19 protein-coding genes are annotated in these 23982 nt (G+C 63.8%); 12 read left to right on the plus strand and 7 right to left on the minus strand.

All coding sequences use genetic code 11. The annotated features are described in order from the left end of the window. Positions 1-15: 15 nt before the first annotated feature. Complete coding sequence (locus I6L48_RS11610) at positions 16-1407, minus strand: alkaline phosphatase (protein ID WP_216987250.1); 1392 nt, start codon at positions 1405-1407, stop codon at positions 16-18. Positions 1408-1748: 341 nt separating this feature from the next. Here I6L48_RS11610 and ylqF point away from each other — a divergent pair, with 341 nt between their 5' ends. Next, positions 1749-2699 (plus strand): ribosome biogenesis GTPase YlqF, encoded by a 951-nt coding sequence (gene ylqF, locus I6L48_RS11615; RefSeq protein ID WP_216987251.1) that lies wholly within the window; start codon positions 1749-1751, stop codon positions 2697-2699. Positions 2700-3000: 301 nt separating this feature from the next. Then, positions 3001-4149 carry an MFS transporter gene (locus I6L48_RS11620; protein ID WP_216987252.1) on the plus strand — a complete coding sequence of 383 codons (1149 nt, stop codon included), beginning with the start codon at positions 3001-3003 and terminating at the stop codon, positions 4147-4149. Positions 4150-4237: 88 nt separating this feature from the next. Here I6L48_RS11620 and I6L48_RS11625 read toward each other — a convergent pair whose 3' ends face one another. From I6L48_RS11625 to dinG, 3 genes are all read right to left on the minus strand, one after another. Beyond that, positions 4238-5134: a histone deacetylase gene (locus I6L48_RS11625; RefSeq protein ID WP_216987253.1), complete on the minus strand. Its 897-nt coding sequence runs from the start codon at positions 5132-5134 to the stop codon at positions 4238-4240. 70 nt (positions 5135-5204) lie between these two features. Next, entirely contained in the window at positions 5205-5864 is a 660-nt protein-coding gene (locus I6L48_RS11630; RefSeq protein ID WP_039040268.1) for a DUF2057 domain-containing protein, read from the minus strand. 213 nt (positions 5865-6077) lie between these two features. Continuing rightward, positions 6078-8150 carry an ATP-dependent DNA helicase DinG gene (gene dinG / locus I6L48_RS11635; RefSeq protein WP_039040269.1) on the minus strand — a complete coding sequence of 691 codons (2073 nt, stop codon included), beginning with the start codon at positions 8148-8150 and terminating at the stop codon, positions 6078-6080. A 382-nt stretch (positions 8151-8532) separates the two neighbouring features. On the opposite strand from dinG, the gene I6L48_RS11640 reads away from it, so the two are divergent. The 3 genes from I6L48_RS11640 to I6L48_RS11650 all read left to right on the plus strand — a co-directional run bounded on the left by I6L48_RS11640 (position 8533) and on the right by I6L48_RS11650 (position 12033). Continuing rightward, positions 8533-9570: a porin gene (locus I6L48_RS11640; protein WP_180911043.1), complete on the plus strand. Its 1038-nt coding sequence runs from the start codon at positions 8533-8535 to the stop codon at positions 9568-9570. 195 nt (positions 9571-9765) lie between these two features. Then, positions 9766-10707, plus strand: a complete 942-nt coding sequence (locus tag I6L48_RS11645) for a hypothetical protein (protein ID WP_216987254.1) — start codon at positions 9766-9768, stop codon at positions 10705-10707. 135 nt (positions 10708-10842) lie between these two features. Next, the gene (locus tag I6L48_RS11650; protein WP_010675240.1) at positions 10843-12033 is read left to right on the plus strand and encodes an amino acid aminotransferase; all 1191 of its coding nucleotides are present in this window, start codon (positions 10843-10845) and stop codon (positions 12031-12033) included. 79 nt (positions 12034-12112) lie between these two features. On the opposite strand, the gene I6L48_RS11655 is transcribed toward I6L48_RS11650, so the two are convergent. The 3 genes from I6L48_RS11655 to I6L48_RS11665 all read right to left on the minus strand — a co-directional run bounded on the left by I6L48_RS11655 (position 12113) and on the right by I6L48_RS11665 (position 14740). Further along, complete coding sequence (locus I6L48_RS11655) at positions 12113-13618, minus strand: helicase HerA-like domain-containing protein (protein ID WP_216987255.1); 1506 nt, start codon at positions 13616-13618, stop codon at positions 12113-12115. Positions 13619-13733: 115 nt separating this feature from the next. Beyond that, the gene (locus tag I6L48_RS11660) at positions 13734-14228 is read right to left on the minus strand and encodes a DUF2062 domain-containing protein (RefSeq protein WP_102948610.1); all 495 of its coding nucleotides are present in this window, start codon (positions 14226-14228) and stop codon (positions 13734-13736) included. Then, complete coding sequence (locus I6L48_RS11665; RefSeq protein WP_010675237.1) at positions 14222-14740, minus strand: DUF2062 domain-containing protein; 519 nt, start codon at positions 14738-14740, stop codon at positions 14222-14224. Before I6L48_RS11665 ends, I6L48_RS11660 begins: the two co-directional genes overlap by 7 nt. 115 nt (positions 14741-14855) lie before the next feature. On the opposite strand from I6L48_RS11665, the gene I6L48_RS11670 reads away from it, so the two are divergent. The 7 genes from I6L48_RS11670 (at position 14856) to uvrC (ending at position 23798) form a co-directional block, all read left to right on the plus strand. Then, entirely contained in the window at positions 14856-16991 is a 2136-nt protein-coding gene (locus I6L48_RS11670; protein ID WP_254203211.1) for a DNA internalization-related competence protein ComEC/Rec2, read from the plus strand. A gap of 134 nt (positions 16992-17125) precedes the next feature. Continuing rightward, positions 17126-18895, plus strand: coding sequence for a lipid A ABC transporter ATP-binding protein/permease MsbA (msbA, locus tag I6L48_RS11675; RefSeq protein ID WP_010675235.1), 1770 nt, complete (start codon positions 17126-17128; stop codon positions 18893-18895). Then, complete coding sequence (lpxK, locus tag I6L48_RS11680; protein ID WP_113070053.1) at positions 18895-19893, plus strand: tetraacyldisaccharide 4'-kinase; 999 nt, start codon at positions 18895-18897, stop codon at positions 19891-19893. Before msbA ends, lpxK begins: the two co-directional genes overlap by 1 nt. Before the next feature lie 112 nt (positions 19894-20005). Further along, complete coding sequence (locus tag I6L48_RS11685; protein ID WP_010675233.1) at positions 20006-20203, plus strand: Trm112 family protein; 198 nt, start codon at positions 20006-20008, stop codon at positions 20201-20203. After that, a complete protein-coding gene (kdsB, locus tag I6L48_RS11690) occupies positions 20200-20979 on the plus strand; it encodes a 3-deoxy-manno-octulosonate cytidylyltransferase (RefSeq protein ID WP_049636856.1) in 780 nt (259 codons plus the stop codon). The genes I6L48_RS11685 and kdsB overlap by 4 nt, the downstream gene beginning before the upstream one ends. A gap of 210 nt (positions 20980-21189) precedes the next feature. Beyond that, positions 21190-21834: a UvrY/SirA/GacA family response regulator transcription factor gene (gene uvrY, locus I6L48_RS11695; protein WP_010675231.1), complete on the plus strand. Its 645-nt coding sequence runs from the start codon at positions 21190-21192 to the stop codon at positions 21832-21834. A 110-nt stretch (positions 21835-21944) separates the two neighbouring features. Continuing rightward, entirely contained in the window at positions 21945-23798 is a 1854-nt protein-coding gene (uvrC, locus tag I6L48_RS11700; protein ID WP_216987257.1) for an excinuclease ABC subunit UvrC, read from the plus strand. Positions 23799-23982: the final 184 nt, after the last annotated feature.

The raw sequence follows: 23982 nt of genomic DNA on the forward strand, positions 1-23982 counted from the left end.
CATCCTGATAATCCCTTACAGCTTGGCCGCAGCCTTGATCTTGCCGAACACGGCGGTGTTGTCGAGAGAGCCGTGGAAGCGCTCCGCTCCCTGGCCGATGGCGCCGAGGAAGACATCGGTACCGCCGTGGGTTTCGTTGCCTATCTCGCCCACCTTGACCACTACCTCCTGGTGATAGTCGTCGGCGGAGACGGTGGCGTCGTCGAGGGCCGCCACGCTGCTGCGCGGGCCGTCCACCCGGTTGTAGCCGTTGCCAAAGCCGATGATGGTGTAGGGCATGCCATCGCTATCCTTGCTCGGCTCGCCGGTCTCGTAGTTTCTCACCAGCCCGAGCACGCCCGCATTGCCTGCCGTGGTCTTGCCGGTGCGCTTGGCGTAGCCGTTGAGCACAAGCGTGTGGTCATGGTCGGCGGTGACCACGATCAGGGTGTTTTTCAGCTCGGGATCGGTTTTCTTCACTTCATTGATGGCGGCCTGGATGGCGTTGTCGAAGGCGAGGGTATCCTGCAGGGCGCGCTTGGCGTTGGTGTCGTGCAGGGCGTGATCGATGCGCCCCCCTTCTACCATCAGGAAGTAGCCCTTCTCTTTGCCCTTGAGCTGTTTGATGGCGGCCAGGGTCATCTGGGCCAGTGACGGCTCGCTGGCGGGCCGGTCCAGGTCATATTTCATGTGGCTTGAGCCAAACAGGCCCAGCAGCGGCTTGCTCGCATCGGCCTGGTTCAGCTCGTCCAGGGTGGCGGCAAACTGATAGCCCTTCGCCTTCATCTCGTCGATGAGGTTGCGGCCATCGGTCCGCTTGCCCTTGTCGGCACTGGGCAGGAAGAAGCCGCTGCCGCCGCCGAGCACCACGTCCAGCCCCTCCTTCAGGGCGCTGTTGTAACCGCTGCCCCCCGGCACCATCTGGACGGCGATATCAGCCTCCAGATCCCGGTTGCAGATATGGGCATAGGTGGCGGCCGGGGTAGCGTGGGTGACCCGGGTGGTAGTGACCACGCCGGTGCCGCGGCCATCGGCCTTGGCCAGCTCCAGCAGGGTGGTCACCGCTTTGCCGCCGCTCTGGCTGCAATCGCTCTCCTGGGTGGCGTCGCTGTCCATGCTGATGACGCCGTTGTTGCTCTTGACCCCGGTCATGTAGGCCGCCATGGAGGGGGCCGAGTCGGTCACCTGAGCATCGTGGGAGAAGGTCTTGATGAAGGCCGTTTCCGGCAGGGTGTCGATGGTGAGGCTGCCCTCTTCGCCGACGCCATAGATCCGGGAGGCGGTCAGGGTGTTGAGACCCATGCCGTCGCCGAGGAAGAAGATCACGTTCTTGGCGCGGGGTTCCGGGGTGTTGCTGTCGTTGTTGGAGTTGCAGCCGGCGGCCAGGGCGGCGCCTATCATCACTGCAAGTCCTGCCATCTTTCTCATTGGGGTTCGCTCCTTGTGAAACCTGAGCGCAGCCTAGAGGGGGCAGATGACACTTTTAGTGAAGAGAGATGACAATACGGTGAAAGCGCCTTGCAAATGTTATCTTATATCAATGGGTTATGTTGATTGTGTTCTGCCACTCACCTCCCGGTGGCGTGGCGGGCATCCGGCCACCCGGGTGACAACACCCGGCCAGAATAGCCTGTCAAATCGGGGCCGCAGCAGGTAAAATGCGCCCCCTTGCGATGAGTGCCAGCGGTCTGGCGCATCACCACGCACCCGCAACCCCGAGCGCCCGCAGCCCCGAGAGGGGACCGCATGCCAATGAGAGAGTAACGGATATGTCCATCAACTGGTTCCCCGGCCACATGCACAAGGCCCGCAAAGAGATTGCAGAGGTCATGCCCCAGGTCGATGTCATCATCGAGATGCTCGACGCCCGCATCCCCTTCTCCAGCGAGAACCCCCTGGTGCCGGAGCTGCGCGGGGAGACGCCGGTGATCAAGGTGCTCAACAAGGCAGACCTTGCCGACCCCGAGATCACCGCGCTGTGGGTGGCCCACATGGAGCAGGAGAAGGGGATCAAGGCACTGCCCCTGACCCAGCAGGAGCAGGAGAAGATCAAGCAACTGCTGACCCTGTGCCACGAGATGCTGCCGGAGCGCAACTTCGAGCTGCGCGGGGTGCGCGCCATGATCATGGGCATCCCCAACGTGGGCAAGTCCACCCTGATCAACACCCTGGCGGGGCGCATCATCGCCAAGACCGGCAACGAGGCGGGGGTGACCAAGTCCCAGCAGCGGATCAAGCTCGACAACCACGTCATCCTGACGGACACCCCTGGCTTCCTGTGGCCCAAGCTCAACCCGCCCTCCTGCGGTTATCGACTGGCGATCACGGCGGCCATCAAGGATACCGTCTTCGATTACGCCGACATCGCCATGTTTGCCGCCGACTACTTCATCAAGGCCTATCCGGAGCGCATCAAGGCACGCTACCAGCTGAGCGAGCTGCCGGAGACCGAGATCGAGCTGCTGGATCTCATTGCCCGTCAGCGCGGCTTCATGCGCAAGGGGGGGCTTGCGGATCTGCACAAGGCCTCGGAAATCCTGGTCAATGAATTCCGGTCCGGCATGCTGGGGCGGATCTCCCTGGAGACGCCAGAGATGGTGAGCGTCGAGATAGTGGAAGCCCAGGCCGAGGCTGAGCAGAAAGCCAGGGAGAAGGCGGAGCGGGAAGAGGAGCGCCAGGCCCGGGCTCGTCGCAAGTACGCCAAGAAGCGCCAGCGCTGACCGGCGTTGTGCACGATAGGTTGTGCTTGTTAGAAAGAAGAGGCGGCCCAGAGTCGCCTCTTCTGGTCATGGCGCTCTGGCGTGAGGGAGGCACAGGGTCGATATTCAACCGCCCGCTTCTCCTCATCATGACCAAGGTGCCGGCCAATCAAGGGGATGAGGCTCCCGTCAGGGGAGGGCCGTGCCGCGTTGCCATCACGGTGGGCAGAAAAACCTTGCGACCCGGCCTCAGTGCCGATTGACAAAGGCACAGGCGGTGGCATGATGCGCTCGCATTTTGCCTCTCCCCACGGTTCTATCCATGACCACATACTCCCGCCCGGTGCTGCTCCTGCTCTGTGGCCTGCTGTTGCTGACCCTGGCCATCGCGGTATTGAATACCCTGGTGCCGCTCTGGCTCGCCCATGAGCATCTGCCCACCTGGCAGGTCGGCATGGTCGGCTCCTCCTATTTCACCGGCAACCTGCTGGGAACCCTGCTGGCGGGCAGACTCATCGCCCGCTGCGGCTTCAATCGCAGTTACTACCTGGCCAGTGCGCTCTTTGCCGCAGGCTGCGTCGGGCTCGGCATTACTGTGGCTTTCTGGAGCTGGCTCGCCTGGCGATTCATCGCCGGGGTCGGCTGCGCCATGATCTGGGTGGTGGTGGAGAGCGCGCTGATGTGCAGCGGCAACGCCCGCAATCGAGGGCGCCTGCTGGCCGCCTACATGATGGTCTATTACGTGGGCACTGTGCTTGGGCAACTGCTGGTGAGCAAGGTACCGACGTCGCTGATGGCGGTACTGCCCTGGGTGACCGCCCTGGTGTTGACGGCCATGTTGCCGCTCTTGTTCACCCGCATCGCCAGTCCGTCAGGCAACCACCAGGCCAGGACTCCGGTCTGGCCGATGCTGCGCCTGCGTCAGGCGCGTCTGGGGGTGAACGGCTGCATCCTCTCCGGCATCGTGCTGGGGGTGCTTTATGGTCTGATGCCGCTCTATCTGAACCACCAGAGGGTGAGCGACGGGGCCATCGGCTACTGGATGGCGGTGATGGTGAGCGCCGGCATCCTGGGGCAATGGCCGGTGGGGCGTCTGGCAGATCGTTTCGGGCGCCTGCCGGTGCTGCGGGTACAGGTGCTGGTGGTGATCCTGGGGGCCATGGCGATGCTCGGCAACGCGGCCATGGGACCGACGCTGTTCATTCTGGGGGCCGCGGGCTTCACGCTCTATCCGGTGGCCATGGCCTGGGCCTGCGAGAAGGTGGAGCAGCATCAACTGGTGGCCATGAACCAGGCGCTGCTGCTGAGCTACACCATCGGCAGCCTGCTCGGGCCGACCCTGACGGCGCTCTTGATGCAGCACTACTCGGATCATCTGCTGTTCATGGTGATTGCCGGGGTCTCCCTGGTCTATCTGCTGATGCTGCTGCGCAAGATGGGCGAGCACCCGACGCCGATGGCCCATGCCTGAGGGCAGACGGCGTCATCATCCCTGCGCACGTATATAGAAGAGGCGACCCAAGGGTCGCCTTTTTTCATCATGGGCCGGGTGGTGCCGCTCAACCAAACCGGTGTCTTGCTACGTCAAAGAGCGAGAGGTGCAGCGGGATCAACTGCTGCCAGTCTCGCCGGTAACCCCCTCCCGGTACGGCGGTGATGGGCAGCCCGTGGCGAAGCGCAGAGTCAAAGACCATGGCATCGCGCTGGCGCACGCCTGAGTCGCTCAGGGAGAGGTAGCCTAGCTCGTCGTCCCGGTGCACATCCACCCCGGCCTGATAGAGGATGAAGTCGGGGGCGTAGAGGCGATGAGCCAGGGCGAGGGCCTGGTTCAGGGTCTCGAGATAGGCGTCGTCCTCCATGCCGCTTGGCAGGGGAAAGTCCAGATGGGAGGCCGGCTTGTGGCGGGGGAAGTTGTGTTCCCCGTGCAGGGAGAGGGTGATGATGTCACGGCTGCCCGTGCACAGGGCGGCGCTGCCATCTCCTTGATGGACATCGAGATCCACGATCAGCACCCGCTCGCAGAGTCCTTCGTCCAGGCAGGTTCGCGCCGCGATCACCAGATCGTTGAAGAGGCAGAAGCCGCTGCCAAACCCCCGGTGTGCGTGGTGGTAGCCGCCGGAGATCTGCAGTCCGCAGCCCTGCGCAAGGGCGTGGCGGCTGGCGGCCAGGGTGGCGCCGACCGAGTGCAGGGTACGTTCAATCAGCAGGGAAGACCAGGGAAAGCCGAGCCGGCGAATGGCCCCTTCATCGAGGGTGCCGGCGAGGGCGGCCTGTACATAGGCCGCATCGTGCACCTTCTCTATCTGCTCACGGCTGGCAGGGGCGGCCTGTGCCAGCGGATAGTCGAGGGCGACGAGGCGTTCAAACAGCGCCTGGTACTTGGCCAGGGGGAAGCGGTGACGCTCGGGCAGCCTCAGGGCGGAGTAGTGGGGGTGATAGAAGATGCGCAGTGACATGAAGCATCGGCCATGAACGGGTATGAAAAAGGGGAGCCAGGCTCCCCTCGATGCAGGCGTGCGATGCGCCTTACTGCTGCTGGATCACCCAGATCTGGAAGGCTTTGCGGGTCTCCGCATCGGCCTTGTTGTACCAGCTTTGCAGCTGGGTCAGGGCTTCCGGGTTGCTCATGGCCTTGCTCGGGGCCACTTCCACCGGTGCGCTGGCGGCAGCCATCACGGCGGCGGTGGAGACGGAAACGGTCTTGGGCTGGTTGAAGGCCTTGCCCATCTTCAGCAGCTCCTGCTGATAGTCACGGGTCAGCTGGAAGCCACCCACGGTCGGCATGACGAACTGCTCGGATTTCAGAACCTGGCCGGTGGATTTGTCTTTCAGAACGACGTTCTGTTCCTTGACGAAACGCTTGGCTTCTTCTTCCTTGCGGGGCTTCTTGAAGTCGAGGAAGAGTTGCTGGTTGTCGGCGGCGGTGAAGTTGATCACCAGGGGCTCGGCGGTGACCAGCTTGGTTTCACTGCGGCTGGAGTAGTTGCCCTCGAAGGCGACCACGACCTGGTGCCTGCCGGGCTCCAGGGAGAAGACGGTGGCTTTGTCGAGCAGCTGGGGGTTGACGGGTTCGCCATCGAGCAGCTGGATGACATAGGGATTCGTAATTTCCAGTTGGCTAGCGGCCAGGGCGCTACCTGCCCACAACAGACCAGCCAGGGCCGGTACCAGAACAGTCAGTTTCATTTCATCTCCTTGAACAGTCAGGCAATTGCCCACTGAAAAATAGGGGGTCATTTTTACAGGTTTGCCCCACAGCGGCAATAGCCGTTTATGGCGCCTTCCGGTGTGCGGGGTGTGGATCCCGCTGCCCCGAGTCCTGCGGGCAGCGTGCTCTTCTATCTTCCTGCCCCCTCCTGACATGAGGGTCAGGGGAGCGCATGGCGGGCGTCAGCCGTGTCACTCGATGCGTCGGGTGAAGGGGGGGAGGGCGTCCAGCAGGCCCTTGCCGTAGCGCTTGGTCAGCAGGCGCCGGTCCAGGATGGTGACCCGCCCCCTATCCGCCTCTTTTCGGATGAGGCGGCCACAGGCCTGGATGAGCTTGCGCGACGCCTCCGGCACCGTCAGTTGCAGGAAGGGGTTGCCGCCGCGCTGCTCTATCCACTCGGCGGTCGCCTCTTCCACGGGGGAGTTGGGCACCGCGAAGGGGAGCTTGGTGATCACCAGGTTGGTGAGGTAGTGGCCGGGCAGATCCAGCCCTTCCGAGAAGCTGCCGGTGCCAAAGAGGATGCTGGCCTGGCCGCCGTCGCACTTCTGTTTGTGCAAGAGGAGCAGGGCGCTGCGGGACGCTTCCCCCTGTACCAGGAGCGACATCCCCTTGGCCCGCAGCCCCACCGCCACCTCGTTCATCTGGCGATAGGAGGAGAAGAGCACCAGGCTGGCCTCCTTGCCTGCCAGCAGGCGGGGAAGGGTATCGATCAACTCCTGGGTGAAGGCGGGGGCACTGGGTTCATGGGCCATCTTGGGCAGATAGAGTTCGGCCTTGTGGTAGTCGAAGGGGGAGCGAAGCCGCAGATAGCGGGTGCCGTCATGCTCCTTGAGCCCCACCTGGTGGCGAAAATAACTGAAGGAGGAGAGGGCGGTGAGGGTCGCCGACACCAGCACGGCCCCGAGACAGCGGGACCAGAGCCACTCCTCCAGCAAATACCCCACCTCGATGGGGGAGGCGTGCAGCCAGATGTCCCCGTCCTCGCTTCTGGCCATCCAGCGGGCGAGGGGGGTCTTGCCGGTGGGAACATGGCGGCTCAGCATCTCCCAGAGGGCGCAGAAGCTCTCGAGCCGTTGCAAGTGAAAACCGCTCTCCGCTAGCAGAGGCTCGGCCTCCTTGCGACGGATTTCGCCATCCTTGAGCGCCTCGCCGATGGCCCCCTGCATTCTGTCCAGCGCCCGCAACGCCTTCTTGCTCGCCTCCTTGAGGTTTTCCGCCAGCATGGGCAGGGGATCCGGCAGCACACCATCGGCGAATCTGTGGTGGGGCTCGCCGCCAAAGAGGTGGTCATTGCTGGTGAGCCACTGCTCGAGGGCCTTGAGATCCGGCTGGAGAGAGGCCAGGGCATCCTGCAGTTTGAGCTGGGGGTCGAGGAGGCTCTCCTTGTTCAGCGTCCTGGCCAGCTTGCCAGCGCTTTGCACCAGCTTTTCCAGCCAGCGGCGGGATCCCTTGATGCTGGCGCTGGCGGCGCCGTGATCCCGGGCGATGGTGGGCAGGTGATGGGCTTCGTCCAGCACATAGATGCACTCGTCCGGTGGCGGCAATATGATGCCGCCACCCATGGTGAGGTCGGAGAGCAGCAGGGCGTGGTTGACCACCAGCACATCGGCCGCGTCCATGTCGTTGCGGGCCCGATGGAAGGGGCAGTGCTGATGGTGGCTCAGGGCCTTGTTGCAGGTGTGGCGGTCGGCGGCGATGCGATCCCAGCAAGGGTCCGGAATGGGTTTGGGCCAGTTGTCCCGATCCCCGTCCCACTTGCCTTCTGTGTAGGCCTGCCACAGCCCCTGGTAGCACGCTTTGTCAGCATCCGATGGCTTGTGTTTGCTCAATGCGCCGAAGTCGAGTTCGAAATTGGCCATCTCGCTGCCGTTTGCCGCCTGCTCCAGCAGGTGCTCGCAGCAGTAGCGCTGGCGCCCCTTGACCAGCATGAAACGAAACGGCAGCTCGCTGTGGCGGTGATAAAAGGGGAGATCCTTGTGGATGAGCTGCTCCTGCAGGGCCACGGTGGCGGTGGAGATCACCAGCTTCTTCTGGGTCAGCCGTGCCACTGGTATGGCCCCCTGGGCATAGGAGAGGGACTTGCCGATGCCGGTGCCCGCCTCGGCCACCAGGATGCGGCGACTCCTGTCATATTCTCCCGTCAGGGTCTTGGCGATTTCGGCAACCAGGAAATTCTGCTCCTTGCGCGGCACAAAACCGGGTAAACCATCGGCAATCTGGCGATAGGTATTGCGGATGGTGGCTTTGAGGCGAGTCGATAGCATAAAGAAGGTGTGGCCGTGTCGGTGTGGATGACAACAGGATACCCGCAACAGGCGGCCCTGGTCGAGGCAGGGGAGAAGCAGCCGGGTCAGCCCCGGCTTTGCACATATGTTATGAGGGAACAGGGGGTTGCAATAAACCACCAAAAAAGAGGGATTCAGGCAGAGAGTATCGCTGTAAACGTTTTCCCTGATGGGGCAAACATTGTGAGATTCAGCTCACAAATTTTCCCCTGTGACTATGGTTTTCATAAAAAGTTCCAAGTTTTTTCATTGCGGATTCGAAAACCCGGTGATAGTCTCGGCGCCATAGTGATGCAAAGAACATCGCTAACACAGGGAATAACAAGGACTTAGTGTTTAATTACAGTAGGCATTGGAAACTATGAAAAAGACAATTCTGGCTATTGCTATCCCGGCTCTGTTCGCATCCGCAGCCAACGCTGCTGTCGTTTACGACAAAGACGGCACCTCCTTTGACATCTACGGCCGTGTTCAAGCCAACTACTACGGTGAACACGACGACACCGACGCTGAACTGGTTGGTTCCTCCCGTCTGGGCTGGTCCGGCAAAGTCGGCCTGAACAACACCTGGTCCGGTATCGCCAAGACCGAGTGGCAAGTATCCGCCGAAAACTCTGACAACAAGTTCAACTCCCGTCACATCTATGTCGGCCTGGACGGTACCCAGTACGGCAAGATCATCTTCGGCCAGACCGACACCGCGTTCTACGACGTGCTGGAGCCGACCGATATCTTCAACGAATGGGGTGACGTAGGTAACTTCTACGACGGTCGTCAAGAAGGCCAGATCATCTACTCCAACACCTTCGGTGGCTTCAAGGGCAAAGTGTCCTACCAGACCAACGATGACGTAGCCGTCAAGGTTACTGACATCGGTCAAGGCATCAAGGAAACCGACGTCTACGGTCCGAACGTCAAGCGCAACTACGGCTACGCCGCTGCTGCTGGCTACGACTTCGACTTCGGTCTGGGCCTGAACGCCGGTTACGCTTACTCCGACCTGGAAAGCACCGTCAGCACCGCTTCTGGCGACAAGAAAGAGTGGGCCCTGGGCGCACACTACGCCATCAACGGTTTCTACTTCGCCGGTATGTACACCCAGGGTGACCTGAGCTACGACAACACCACCCAAGGCAACAACAAGGACAAGGGCCGTGGCTACGAGCTGGCTGCTTCCTACAACGTTGACGCCTGGACCTTCCTGGCCGGTTACAACTTCGCCGAAGGCAAGGTACTGTCCAACTCCGCCGGTTCTTCTTACGAAGACATCGTCGACGAAACCCTGCTGGGCGTGCAGTACAACTTCACTTCCAAGTTCAAGGCGTACACCGAGTACAAAATCCAGGGTATCAACGACAAGGACGACGAGTTCACTGTTGCCCTGCAATACAACTTCTAATCTAGCCTCTGCGCTGATTTAGTTGATGAACGGCCAAGCTTGCTTGGCCGTTCTGTTTTTTGGCCCCTTCACTACTTTTCGTCCTCTGGCCCTGTGCCATATCACGTTGTCTTCCTTGCCCCCTTGGTTCTCCTCTGGTAAATCGCTAGATTATTCAATTTGTTGAAGCAGATTGGCCGACAGGGAAGGATGCCTTTGATCGATTTCACCCACCCCGAGTGGCGCGCGCTGGCACAGCAGTTGCTGAGCGGCGGCCCCCAGGCTGTTCGCGGTCGTCAATGGCAGCCGCTCATCGGCATGCTTCGGGACAACCAGTTGCTGCTGGCCCTTGGCAATCATCACTATGCGCTCACCCCTGCCGGGCACCGCTATCTGACCCGGGAGCTGATGCTGGCGAAGATGGCCAGTGCCCCGCCGGAACCCGAGGAGTGGCTGCAATCCCACGGCTGGCAACTGGGGGAGAGGGTCAACGAGCGGGTGCTGGCGGCCCTGTATCGCAAGGGGGAGGGTCATTTCAGCCCCATCGAGCAGATCGACTTCGAAGACAAGGGGATCCGGCTTTGCAGTGATCTGCCCCTTCGTCTGCGGGCCGCACGGCCGTTCAGCCTGTTTCTCAGCGGCGGCACCCTGCTGGATGCCGCCCCCTGGCTCCAGACGCTGGGGGAGGTGGCGCTGCCAGCCCGCACCCTGGCGCAGCTTGGCAAGATCCTCTGGGGAGAGGGGGAGATACAGCGGGTGATCACGACCGATGCCGTCGGCGCCTTCGCCGAGTTGCCACTGCCCGCCGACGCGCTGCTGGTCTGGTATCCCGCCGAGGATCCCGGCACGCTGGAGCCCCTGATCGCCGCCTTGCCGCCCCAGACCCTCTGGAGCCACCTCACTGCCCTGGATCCGGCCGGGGTCGACAGGGTACTGGCATTGGCCCAGCGGTTGGGGAGACCGGCGAGCTGGTGGTTGCCCCGGGATCTGTTGCCCATCAAGGCGGCTTACGGGGCTCCCCTGGGGGATGGCCGGCCCTGGGAGCCGAGCCGTATCCCCCGTGCGCTGCTGGCGCTGTGCAATGATCTGGTGGAGTCGAATCGGGGTCTGTCGGTCGAGGTGTGTGCCCTGGCACCGGATTGGCACGGGATTGGTTGAGGCGGCGCCGAGAAAGCGGTTTTCCCCTATGGAAGGCAGTGGTATAAAGAGCTGACGAAGCGCTCCCTGGACGGGCGCTTTTGTTTGCCAACCTACTTTGCCAGCCAACGAACTCAACGGACTACAGGGAATACCATGTTTGAAAAGGTTGTTGCCGCCCCAGCGGATCCGATCCTGGGCCTGACCGAAGCCTTCCGTGCCGACACTCGCAGCCACAAGATCAATCTGGGGGTCGGTATTTACAAGGATGAGACCGGTGCCACTCCTATCCTTCACTGCGTCAAGCAAGCCGAGCAGAAGCTCTTGACCGACGAGAAGACCAAGAACTACCTCGGTATCGAAGGCAATATCGAATACGGCCGCATCGTGCAGCAACTGCTGTTCGGCCGTGATGCCGCCCTGGTGACCAGCGGCCGCGCCAAGACGGCGCAGGCGCCGGGCGGTACCGGTGCCCTGCGTATCGCCGCCGAGTTCGTGGTACGCAACAATCTCGCCAAGACCATCTGGATCTCCGATCCCACCTGGGCGAACCACGTCAGCGTGTTCCAGGCGGCTGGCTTGACCGTCAAGTGGTACAAGTACTACGACGCCGCCACCAAGGGGCTCGACTTCGCCGCCATGCAGGCCTCCCTGTCTGACGCGCAGGCGGGGGATCTGGTGCTGCTGCACGGCTGCTGCCACAACCCGACTGGTATCGACCCCACCACCGAGCAGTGGCGCGCCCTGGCCAGGCAGAGTGCCGCCGCCGGCTGGCTGCCGCTCTTTGACTTCGCCTATCAGGGCTTCGCCCGGGGTATCGAAGAGGATGCCGAAGGCCTTCGCATCTTCGCCGAGTGCCACGACGAGCTGCTGGTGGCGAGCTCCTTCTCCAAGAACTTCGGCCTCTACAACGAGCGGGTCGGCGCCTTCACTCTGGTCTGCGCGACCAAGGCGGTGGCCGACGTCGCCTTCACCCAGGTGAAGACCGTCATTCGTGCCAACTACTCCAACCCGCCGTCACACGGCGCCGCCGTTGTCACCACCGTGGTGAGCGACCCGGCCCTCTATGCGGAGTGGGTGGAAGAAGTGGCCGCCATGCGGGTGCGCATTCGCGAGATGCGCGAGCTGCTGGTGGAGAAGCTGGCCGAGCGGGGGGTGAACCAGGATTTCAGTTTCATCCGCGAACAGAACGGCATGTTCTCCTTCTCCGGTCTCTCCAAGGATCAGGTGGAGCGCCTCAAGAGCGAATTCGCCATCTACATCGTCGGCTCCGGCCGGATCAGCGTGGCCGGTATCACCCGCGCCAACATTGATCCCCTCTGCGATGCCATCGCCAAGGTGTTGTAAGAGAGACGCATCTGCGCCCAGCGCCTTGCTTCAGCCATAAAAAGCCCGCCGTATCGGCGGGCTTTTTCATTTTCCGGCATCAGCGGCGCCGCTTGCTGCTTCCCAGCAGGGAGCCGAGCACCCCGCGCATCAGCTGGCGTCCCACCTCGTTGCCGAGGGTGCGGGCCACGCTCTTGGCGGCGGTCTGCACCACCCCGTCATGCTGGCCACCACGGGGGCCGGTGCGACCGAACAGGATGCCATTCAAGGCATCCAGCAGACCGCCGCCCTGGTCGGTCTGTGGGGAAGCGGTCTCGTCACCGGCGGCGGGCGATGTCTCTTGAAGTCGCTCGAACGCGGACTCCCTGTCCTCCTGGGTGTCGTATCTGCCGTAGAGCAATGAGCCCTGAATAAGCGCCTGGCGCTCGGCCGCGCTCAGGGGGCCGATGCGGCTGGCCGGGGGCGCGATGAAGGCGCGATCCACCACGCTGGGCCGCCCCTTCTCGTCGAGCAGGGAGATGAGCGCCTCCCCGACCCCCAGTTCAGTGATGGCTCCGGCGGCGTCGAAGGCCGGGTTGGCCCGCAGGGTGTTGGCGGCGATGCGCACCGCCTTTTGATCGCTCGGGGTGAAGGCGCGCAGGGCGTGCTGCACCCGGTTGCCAAGCTGCCCCAGCACGCTGTCGGGGATGTCGGCCGGACTCTGGGTTACAAAATAGACGCCCACCCCCTTGGAGCGGATGAGGCGCACCACCAGCTCAATTTTCTCCAGCAGCGCCCTGGGCGCATCCTTGAACAGCAGATGGGCCTCGTCGAAGAAGAACACCAGCACGGGCTTTTCCGGATCCCCTATCTCGGGCAACTGTTCGAACAGCTCGGAGAGCAGCCAGAGCAGGAAGCAGGCATAGAGGCGGCTGGACTGGGTGAGCTTGCCGGCGGCCAGTACATTGATATGGCCGTGGCCCGCCTCGTCGGTCTGCATCAGATCCTGGATGTCCAGCATGGGCTCGCCGAAGAAGTGATCGCCGCCCGCGCTCTCCAGGGTGAGGAGGTTGCGCAGGATGGCGCCGATGGAGGCGGTTGACACATTGCCGTAGCGGGTGGTGAGGGTCTTGGCGTGCTCCCCCGCAAACTGCACCATGGCCCGCAGGTCTTTCAGATCGAGCAGCAGCAACCCCTCGTCGTCCGCCACCTTGAACACCAGCTCCAGCACCCCGCTTTGGGTGTCGTTGAGGCCGAGCAGGCGTGCAAGCAACAGAGGCCCCATGTCGGAGACGGTGGCCCGCACCGGGTGGCCCTCTTCGGCGAAGAGATCCCAGAACAGGGTGGGGCTGGCGGCAAAGTCGGGTGCCTGAAGGCCGAGCTGGGCCAGACGGGCATCCAGCTTGGCAGAGGGGATGCCGGCGGCGCCCAGGCCGCTCAGATCCCCCTTCACGTCTGCCAGAAAGACCGGCACGCCGAGGCGGGAAAACCCCTCCGCCAGCACCTGCAGGGTGACTGTCTTGCCGGTGCCGGTGGCCCCTGTGATAAGGCCGTGGCGATTGGCCATGGCGGGGAGCAGGGAGAGGGGGTTGCCATTGGCATGGGCCAGCGTGAGCGATTCGGCCATGGTGGGCTCCTTGTTTCGAATGGGGGTCGAAAAACAACGGGTTACAAGGAGTGTGGTGGCAGAGGCAGACGATGGCAAGGCACGCCGCCCGAGACAAGGACGGCGTGCTGGCAACCTAGCGGGGGCGGGCCAGTTTGCCCAGTTGCAACAGCAGCAGGGTGAGCAAGGCGCCAGCGGCAGCGCTCAGCACCGCCAGCAGCAGGCTGCCGAGTAGGAAGGGGGGCACCAGGATAGCCGCTTCCTGCTCCAGCCAGTGCAGGGACCAGGTGAGATGGAAGGGGGCTGGCGTCTCGTTCAGCACCAGGCAACCGGTACGATAGGCGTAGAGGTACATGAAGGGGAGTGTCAGCGGGTTGTTGAACCAGACCGCCAAGAGGGCCAGCGGCAGGTTGAAGCTGAAGGCCAGCACCAGGGCGACGGCCACCAGGGAGTGCATGGGCATGGGGACCCAGCTGGCGAACAGCCCGGCCGCCACGGCGCCACAGAGGGCCCGTGTTCCCCCTTGCCAGAGGGCGGGGGTCAGCAGTCGCTCGCCAAAGAGGGCGAACCACTTCTGTTGGCGCAGGGTATCGGGGTCAATCTTGAAGCGGGCCAACCAGCGATTCAGCATGGGCGCGCCACCTTGCGTTTTTGCCACTGGCGCACCGTGCTCAGGCGCCAGCCCGCGCGAACCAGGACATAGCCGACGAGGGCGCTCAGCAGGGCAAGCACCAGGGAGCCCAGCAAGAGCGGCGGGGCCACCGTCTCGAACACCGACACCAGCCAGGCCCAGGTGAAGGTGATCTCGATGTGCTGGGAGGGTTGCCCCAGCAACTGGCAGCCCACCAGATAGGCGCCATAAAACAGCGGTGGCATGGTCAGGGGGTTGGAGAGCCAGACCAGGGCTACCGAGAGGGGCAGGTTGACTCGGCAGGCGATGGCGCCGCCAGCGGCCAGCAGCATCTGGCAGGGGAGGGGCACCCAGGCCATGAAGAGGCCGACCGCACAGGCACCGGCGGCGGAGCGCCGGTTGAGATGCCAGAGGTTGGCATCCAGCAGCAGCTTGCCAAAGAGTCGCAAGTGCTTGTGTTCCTTGAGGGTCGCCGGGTCGGGTAGCCAGCGCTGTATGATTCGTTTGGGCATGTTCTGAACCTTGCTAAATACTTGCTCCATGGATCTGCGTCTGTTGTCGTTTGCCCTGGGGGCAAGCTCCTCACTGCTTTGGCCATGGCTGCCTTCATGGGAATGGGGTGGCCTGATGCTGCTGCTCGCGCTCCCCCTCGCCGGTGGTCGTTGCTGGCGGCTGCTGTTTCTGCTGCTCGGCATCCTCTGGATGCAGGTGAATTTGCACTACCGGCTTGCCTGGCTGGATCAGCTTGGCAAAAAAACGAGCCACATCATAACCGCACACGTGCAAAGTACGGAGTCTTCGGGAGAGAAAGAGGGGGATAAATTTGCGCGCCTGCTGCTGCGCCTCGATACCTTGGACGATCGCCCCCTCATCGTGCCACCCCTGGTGCGGGTCAATGCCTATCAGGTGTTGCCGCCGTTGCCTGCCGGCAGCCGCGTCACCCTGGTGACCTCTCTCAAGCCGGCCCATGGCCTGGCCAACGAAGCGGGGATGGATGGGCGGCGCCTGCTCCTTGGCAAGGGAATCACCGCCACCGGCAACCTGCGCCGGGTCATCGCCCTGGATGCCGTGCCCCCGGGTGTGCGCGATCGCTGGCTGGCGGCGGCGAGTCGCGCCTGGGAGGGGATGGCGCAGGCCCCCCTGCTGGCGGCCCTCACCTTCGGGGAACAGGGAGGGATCACGGATGCCCAGTGGGAACTCTTTCGCGGCAGCGGCCTGACCCACATCATCGCCATCTCGGGCCAGCATATCGCTCTGGTAGCGGTGCTCGGCTGGTGGCTCGGGCGGCTGTTCGGGCTGCGCGGGGCTATCTGCGTGTCACTCCTGTTCGCGGCCACCTACAGCTGGCTGGCGGGGTTTGCGGTGGCCACCGAGCGTGCCCTCATCATGGTGCTGGTGTGGAGCCTGCTGCGCTGGCTAAAGCGGGACTGGCCGAGCCACCGGATCTGGCTGTGGGCCTTTGTGGTGCTGACATTGTGGGACCCTTTCGCCCTCTATTCGGCGGGGTTCTGGCTCTCTTTTCTGGCGGTGGCCCTGCTGTTGCTGGCGAGCCTGTTGCACGATCGCCCCGGCCTGGTGCGGCTGCAACTTCTGCTGCTGCTCGGATTGCTGCCCCTGCAACTGCTGCTGTTCGAGGGGATGGCGCCCCTGGCGTTTCTGCTCAATCTGCTGGCACTGCCGTTGTTCTGCCTTGTCATCATTCCCCTGGCGCTCATCGGCGTGCTGGTGGCGCCCCTCTCCACGTTGCTGGCCCACGGCCTGCTCTGGGTCTCCGCCTTTGGCCTGGAGTGGGTGCTGTGGGGGCTCACGCAGCTGGCGGATCGCCTGCAGCTCTGGTGGCCGGTGCCCGGCTGGCTGATGCCCGCCAGCGCCCTGCTGATCCTGCTGTGGACGGGATGGCACCTGCCGGGAGGGCGCGCCCTGGGGGGACCAGTGGCGGCGGCCCTGCTGCTCGCCCTCTGGCCTGCTCCCGCTGCCTGGCAGGTGCGGGTGCTGGACGTGGGGCAGGGGCTCTCGGTGCTCGTCACCCGGGGGGATCGGGCCATCCTGTTTGATACCGGGGATCGCTACCCCGGGGGCTACAACATGGCGGATGCGGCCATCCTGCCCCTGCTCAACCGGCTCGGCATCCGGGTGATCGACACCCTGATCATCAGCCACAGAGACAGGGATCACGCGGGCAACCGGCAGGCTCTGCTGCAGAGCATGGCGGTGCGCCGGGAGCTCTCCTCCTTCCCCTTTGGACCGGCTACCCAGGCCTGCCGCCGAGGTCAGCAGTGGCATTGGCAGGGACTGGATGTACGGGTGCTCTGGCCCCTGGCAGCCGGGGCGGGGCGCAACAACGACAGTTGCGTGGTGCAGCTGGACGACGGGCGCCATCGCCTGCTGCTGAGCGGCGACATCGAGCAGCAGGCGGAGCGCCGCCTGCTGGCGCTGGAGGAGGTGGAGGGCGCGGGGCTGGCCAGCACCCTGCTGGTGAGCCCGCACCATGGCAGTCGCACCTCCTCCACGGCCCCCTTCGTGGTGGCGGTGAAACCTGCCTTCGTGGTGCACAGCGCAGGCTTCATGAACCAGTGGGGCTTTCCCCGCCCCGAGGTGGTGGCGCGATACCAGGGGGCGCGGCAGTGGGTCACGGGGGAGGCGGGCGCCATCCTGATCGAGCCGGGGGACGCGGGGCTCAGGATCCGGGCCGAGCGGGAGCAGGGGCCCTGGTACCGGCGTGGCGGCCCCTGGTGGCAGCCGCAGGTATGGGGAAGTGAGTGAGGATCCGGTGAGCCAGCCCGGCAAGGGGCGGCCTTCATTTGTGACCCGGGTTGTAGCCATCGCGCCAGCGGCGCTTGGTGTAGCTCCAAGGTTTGGCTAGAATAGCCCGTCATTTCCCTTATTAACGGCTATTCATGCAACAAGAAACCTCACAAGAGAGCTGGACCGTCTTCAAGCGCCTGCTCGGTTATGTCCGGGATCGCAAGCTGGGTCTGGTGGGCGGCATCATTGGCATGCTGGGTTACGCGGCCGTGGATACCACCTTCGTCTACTCCATCAAACCGCTCATCGACCAGGGGCTCAACGGCAACGACAGCAGCGTGCTCAAGTGGATGCCCTTCTTCGTCCTCGGCATCGTGGCTCTGCGCGGCTGCGCCGCCTTCCTCTCCAACTACTGCATGGCCTGGGTCGGCAACCACGTGGTGATGCGCCTGCAGCAGCAGGTGTTCAGCCACCTGATGGCCATGCCCATGAGCTTCTTCGACCGCCAGAACACCGGCAACCTGCTCTCCAAGGTGACCTATGACGCCGGTCAGGTGTCGTCCGCCGCGAGCTCGACCCTGGTCTCCCTGGTGCGGGAAGGGGCCACCGTCATCGGCCTGCTGGGCCTGATGTTCTGGCACTCCTGGCAGTTGTCGGTGATCTTCCTGGTGGTGGGGCCCCTGGTCGGGATCCTCATCAGCATCATCAGCCGACGTTTTCGCAAGATAAGCCGCCACATCCAGCAGGCGGTGGGTGACATCACCACCTCCACCGAGCAGATGCTCAAGGGGCACAAAGAGGTGCTGATGTTCGGGGGCCAGGAGGTGGAGGACAAGCGCTTCTACCAGGTGAGCAACCGGATGCGCCAGCAGACCATGAAGATGGTCGCCGCCGACGCCATCGGCAGCCCCATCGTCCAGATGGTGGCCTCCGTGGCCCTTGCGGTCTTCCTCTATGTCGCCACCATCGACAGCGTCAAGGCGACCCTGACCGCGGGCACCTTCACCGTCATGGTCACCTCCATGATGATGCTGCTCAAGCCGCTGAAAAGCCTGACCGACGTGAACAACCAGTTCCAGCGCGGCATCACCGCCTGCCAGAGCCTGTTCGGTCTGCTGGACTCCACCCCGGAGCAGGACACCGGCACGCGCACTCTGGAACGTGCCCGAGGTGAAATCGAGTTTCGCAACGTCACCTTCACCTACCCGACCAAGGAAACACCGGCGCTGCGCAACATCAGCTTCAAGGTGGAGGCGGGCAAATCGGTGGCCCTGGTGGGTCGTTCCGGCTCCGGCAAGAGCACCATCGCGAGCCTTCTGACCCGCTTCTATGACATCGAAGAGGGGGAAATTCTGCTGGATGGCGTCAACATCCGCGAATACCGCCTGAGCGAGCTGCGCAAGCAGTACGCCCTGGTCTCCCAGCACGTGCACCTCTTCAACGACTCCGTGGCCAACAACATCGCCTACGCGGCGGAAGAGAAGTACAGCCGCGACGAGATCAAGCAGGCGGCCCGCATCGCCCATGCGGACGACTTCGTCAGCAAGATGCCGGAAGGCTATGACACCGTCATCGGCGAGAACGGCGCCTCCCTCTCCGGCGGCCAGCGCCAGCGCATCGCCATCGCCCGCGCCCTGTTGCGGGACTCTCCGGTGCTGCTGCTGGACGAAGCCACCTCGGCCCTGGACACCGAGTCCGAGCGTCACATCCAGGCGGCCATCGACGAGCTGTGCAAGGCGCGCACTTCCCTCGTGATCGCCCACCGCCTCTCCACCATCGAGAAGGCGGACGAGATCCTGGTGATCGACGAGGGACACATCGTCGAGCGCGGCAACCACCAAACCCTGATGGACATGCATGGTACTTATGCCCAGCTGCGGGCCATTCAGTTTGGTAATACAGCCACGGGTAACAAGGGCTGATGCTGGCCAGACTCTGGTACGGGAACAGCCTCTGGCGCTGGGGGCTGGCCCCCTTCGCCCTGCTGTTTGCCCTGATCAGCGGCGTCCGCCGTCTGGGGTATCGCCGGGGTTGGTTCCGCGCCTATCGGGCCACCCTGCCGGTGGTGGTGGTGGGCAATCTCTCGGTGGGGGGCAACGGCAAGACCCCGGTGGTGGTCTGGCTGGTGGAACAACTCCAGGCCCGGGGCTGGCGCCCAGGCGTGGTCAGCCGCGGTTATGGCGGCAAGGCGCCCCATTACCCCTATCGACTGGATGAGAGCAGCACCCCGGCCGAGGCCGGGGATGAGCCCGTGCTCATCGCAAGGCGCTGCGGCTGCCCCGTGGCGGTGGCCCCCAGACGGGCCGATGCGGTGCGGTTGCTGGAGCAAAGCGGTGAGGTGGACATCATCGTCACCGACGACGGCCTGCAGCACTATGCCCTGGCCCGTGACATCGAACTGGTGGTGGTGGACGGGGCGCGCCGCTTTGGCAATGGCTGTCTGCTGCCCATGGGGCCGCTGCGCGAGCCCACGACCCGCCTCAAGCGGGTGGACGCCATCATCTGCAACGGCGGCGAACCCGCCCGTGGCGAGTACGCCATGCGCCTGGTGCCGGATACCCTGCGCCGGGTGTGCGACGATGCGCCTCTCACGGCCCCCCTCTCGGGGCCGGTGGATGCCCTGGCGGGCATCGGCCATCCCCCTCGTTTCTTCGCCACCCTGACCGCCCTTGGTTACGAGCTGGTGCAGAGCGTCGGCTACGGGGATCACCAGGCGTTCGACGCCGCCGAGCTGCTGGCTCGCTTCGGCCAGCGCCCCTTGCTGATGACCGAGAAGGATGCGGTCAAGTGCCGCCCCTTCGCCCCGGACAACTGGTGGTATCTGCCGGTCAGCGCCGAGCTGCCCGATGCCTTGGGGGAGGCGCTGCTGCGCACCCTGGGCCCGCAGCCCGGAAGAGGGGACGGGCACCAGGCGCCCTGACCGGGCGCCACCGGATTGGAACAGACGGCCAGCGCCCGGACTCGGGGGCTGGCCCTGCACATTGACATGCCAGGCAAGATCGCCTGTGGGAAATCGTTAAAGGAGTTTCGTTGTGGCACTGGATATTAAACTGCTCGACATCATCGCCTGCCCGGTCTGCAAGGGGAAACTGCACTATCAAGCGCACGCCGAGGGCCCTCAGGAGCTCATCTGCCGCTTCGACAGACTGGCCTATCCCCTGGAGGAGGGGATCCCGGTGCTGCTGGAGAACCGGGCCCGTCACCTGGCGCTGGAAGAGCTGAAGCCATGAGTTTCGTCGTCGTCATTCCTGCCCGTTACGCCTCCACCCGGCTGCCGGGCAAGCCGCTGGCCGACATTCACGGCAAGCCCATGGTGCAGCACGTGGTGGAGAAGGCCCTGCAATCGGGCGCCGATCGGGTGATCGTCGCCACCGATGACGAGCGGGTGCAGCAGGCTCTGGCTCCCTTTGCCGCCGCTGCCGGGTTCGAGGTGTGCATGACCTCACCGGATCACCAGTCCGGCACCGAGCGTCTGGCCGAGGTGTGCCGTCACTACGGCTTTGCCGCCGACACCATCATCGTCAACGTGCAGGGGGACGAGCCCCTCATTCCCCCCGTCATCATCCGCCAGGTGGCGGACAACCTGGCCGCGGCCAGCGCGCCCATGGCGACGCTGTCGGTGCCGATCAGGGATGCCGAAGAGGCGTTCAATCCCAATGCCGTCAAGGTGGTGACCGACCGGGAGGGGTATGCCCTCTATTTCAGTCGCGCCAGCATCCCCTGGGATCGGGACCGCTTTGCGGCCAGCGATCGCGTTGCGGGGAGCCGCGAGCAGATTGGCGATCACTACCAGCGCCACATCGGCATCTACGCCTATCGCGCCGGCTTCATCCAGCGTTACGTGGACTGGGCGCCGAGCGTGCTCGAGCAGGTCGAAGCCCTGGAGCAGCTGCGGGTGCTCTGGTACGGGGAGAAGATCCACGTGGCCCAGGCGCTGCAAGCCCCGCCGGTGGGGGTGGACACCCAGGCCGATCTCGACAAGGTGCGAGCGCTGTTGGCCGGTTGAGGCTGGCGGAACGGCTTTGATGCAATACGGCGCCCCAGGGCGCCGTTTTTTAATTGATTCTTTGTATAATAATTTGATTTAAAACGGATTTTACGAGCAATTTCAAACTTTTCCCGGCCATGGTTTGCCAAATCATCGAGTTTGGTTATGATGCAAGACGCCGTGTTAACCCTAACTGGCATATAACGAGATAAAAAACGGGGTGTTTGGGTGATTAATGTATTCCTGGTCGATGATCATGAGTTGGTGCGTACAGGGATAAGACGCATTTTGGAAGACGTCCGCGGGATCAAGGTGGTGGGCGAGGCGCAGAGCGGGGAAACCGCGGTGGCCTTCTGTCGGCAACATCACCCCGATGTGATCCTGATGGACATGAACATGCCGGGCATCGGCGGTCTGGAAGCGACCCGCAAGATCCTGCGGATCCGCCCCGATGTACGCATCATAGTGCTGACCATTCATTCAGAAAATCCGTTCCCCACCAAGGTGATGCAGGCGGGCGCCGCCGGGTACCTCACCAAGGGGGCCGCGCCGGACGAGATGATCCACGCCATTCGCCTGGTTCACTCCGGTCAGCGCTACATCTCCCCGGAGATCGCCCAGCAGATGGCCCTGAGCCAGTTCGCCTCCGCCGACGAGAACCCCTTCAAGTCCCTCTCCGAGCGGGAGCTGCAGATCATGATGATGATCACCAAGGGGCAGAAGGTGACCGACATCTCCGAGCAGCTCAACCTGAGCCCGAAGACGGTCAACAGCTACCGCTACCGCCTGTTCAGCAAGCTGGGGATCAACGGTGACGTGGAGCTGACCCATCTGGCCATTCGTTATGGCATGCTGGATGCCGATACCCTGTAACGGGGGCGTGTGGACACCAAAGGCGGCACCGGCCGCCTTTTGCTTTTTGCAGGCTGTGGGCAGTATGCTCTCCCCGTCTTTTTGCATTCATCCGTTGAGTCGAGTTGCCGATGACCCTCTCTCCCGAGCCCCATTTTGACAGCAAGGCATTTCTGAGTGCCGTCACCCACCAGAGCGGTGTCTACCGCATGTACGACAGCGGCGGCACCGTCATCTACGTGGGCAAGGCCAAGGATCTCAAGAAACGGCTCGCCTCCTACTTTCGGGCCAATGTCGACAGCATCAAGACCCGCACCCTGGTGCGCCAGATTGCCGATGTGCAGGTAACGGTCACCCACACCGAGACCGAGGCGCTGATCCTCGAGCACAACCTCATCAAGCAGTACCAGCCCCGCTACAACGTGCTGCTGCGGGATGACAAGTCCTACCCCTGGATCATCATCACCGACCATCGGCACCCGCGCATCGGCGTTCATCGCGGCGCCCGCAAGGTGAAGGGGGAGTATTTCGGCCCTTACCCCTCCGGCGGCGCGGTACGCGAGAGCCTGCACCTGATGCAGAAGATCTTCCCGGTGCGTCAGTGTGAGGATGCCGTTTATGCCAACCGTACCCGCCCCTGCCTGCTCTACCAGCTCAAGCGCTGCGCCGGCCCCTGCGTGGCGGGGCTGGTGAGCGAGGCCGAATATACCCAGCAGGTGGCGCTGGCCAAGCTGTTCCTCGCGGGCAAGAACCAGCAGGTGATCGGCGAACTGGTGGGCAAGATGGAGTCCGCCAGCGGCGATCTGCGCTTCGAGGAGGCGGCCCGCTACCGGGATCAGATCCAGGCCCTGCGCCGGGTCACCGAGCAGCAGTCGGTGAGCGGCAACGTGCTGGACGAGCTCGACGTGGTGGGGGTGGCCTTCGAGCAGGGGACCGCCTGCATCCACGTGCTCTTCATCCGCCAGGGCAAGGTGCTGGGATCGCGCAGCTACTTCCCGAAAGTGCCGGCCGATACCCCGCTTGACGAGGTGGTGCAATCCTTCCTGCTGCAGTTCTATCTGTCGGGGCAGGGGGGACGGCAGATCCCGAGCGAGGTGCTGCTGGACGTGGCGCTGGAGGATGAGAGCGTCATCGCCGACACCCTGAGCCAGACCGCCGGCTACAAGGTGCGGGTGGTGAGCCGGACGCGCAGCGAACGGGCCCGCTTCATCAAGCTCGCCTCCATCAATGCCCAGACCGCGCTGCGCTCGCGCCTCGCCCACAAGAGCACCATCACCGCCCGTTACGATCAGCTGGAGGAGCTGCTGGAGCTCGAGAGCCCCATCGCCCGCATGGAGTGCTTCGATATCTCTCACACCATGGGGGAGCGCACCGTGGCCTCCTGCGTGGTGTTCAACCGGGAGGGGCCGCTCTCCTCGGAATATCGCCGCTTCAACATCGACGGCATCACCGGCGGGGATGACTACGCCGCCATGGAGCAGGCGCTGGAGCGTCGCTTTGGCAAGCAGCAGGAGCCGGACAAGGTGCCGGATGTGCTGTTCATCGACGGCGGTCTCGGCCAGTTGCGCCGCGCGGAGGAGATCCTGGCGCGCCAGCTGGAGTTTCTCGGCGGCAAATACCCGCTGCTGGTGGGCATCGCCAAGGGGGTGACCCGCAAGGCGGGGTTGGAGACCCTGATCCTGGGGGACAGCCACGAAGAGCTGCATTTGCCGGCGGACATGCCCGCTTTGCACCTCATCCAGCACATTCGCGACGAATCCCACCGCTTTGCCATCACGGGCCACCGGGCCAGGCGGGCAAAGGCCCGCACCACCAGTACCCTGGAAGAGATTCCCGGGGTGGGGCCGAAACGGCGGCAGGCGCTGCTCAAATACCTGGGTGGCTTGCAGGAGGTGAAAAAAGCCGGGGTGGACGAGCTCGCCAAGGTGCCCGGCATCAGCCAGGAGCTGGCCCAGTCCATTCACGACGCATTGCACTCGCTCTAGCGCTGCCTTTGGTGTGAAGGAGGTCACGCCAGGGGGCATCAGGGCGTGCTGCCTGCGCACAAGAGCCGTGACGCAGGGGGCTCCCAAATGCCATAATGACCGGCATCCTGAGGTTATTGATGGATTAATGGACCAAGGCGGGCGCCAGTTCGGTTGCATCCGCGATCGGCTTGGGGCTACCATG

It is taken from the genome of Aeromonas sp. FDAARGOS 1418 (assembly GCF_019048585.1).
Taxonomy (GTDB): Bacteria; Pseudomonadota; Gammaproteobacteria; order Enterobacterales; family Aeromonadaceae; genus Aeromonas; species Aeromonas caviae.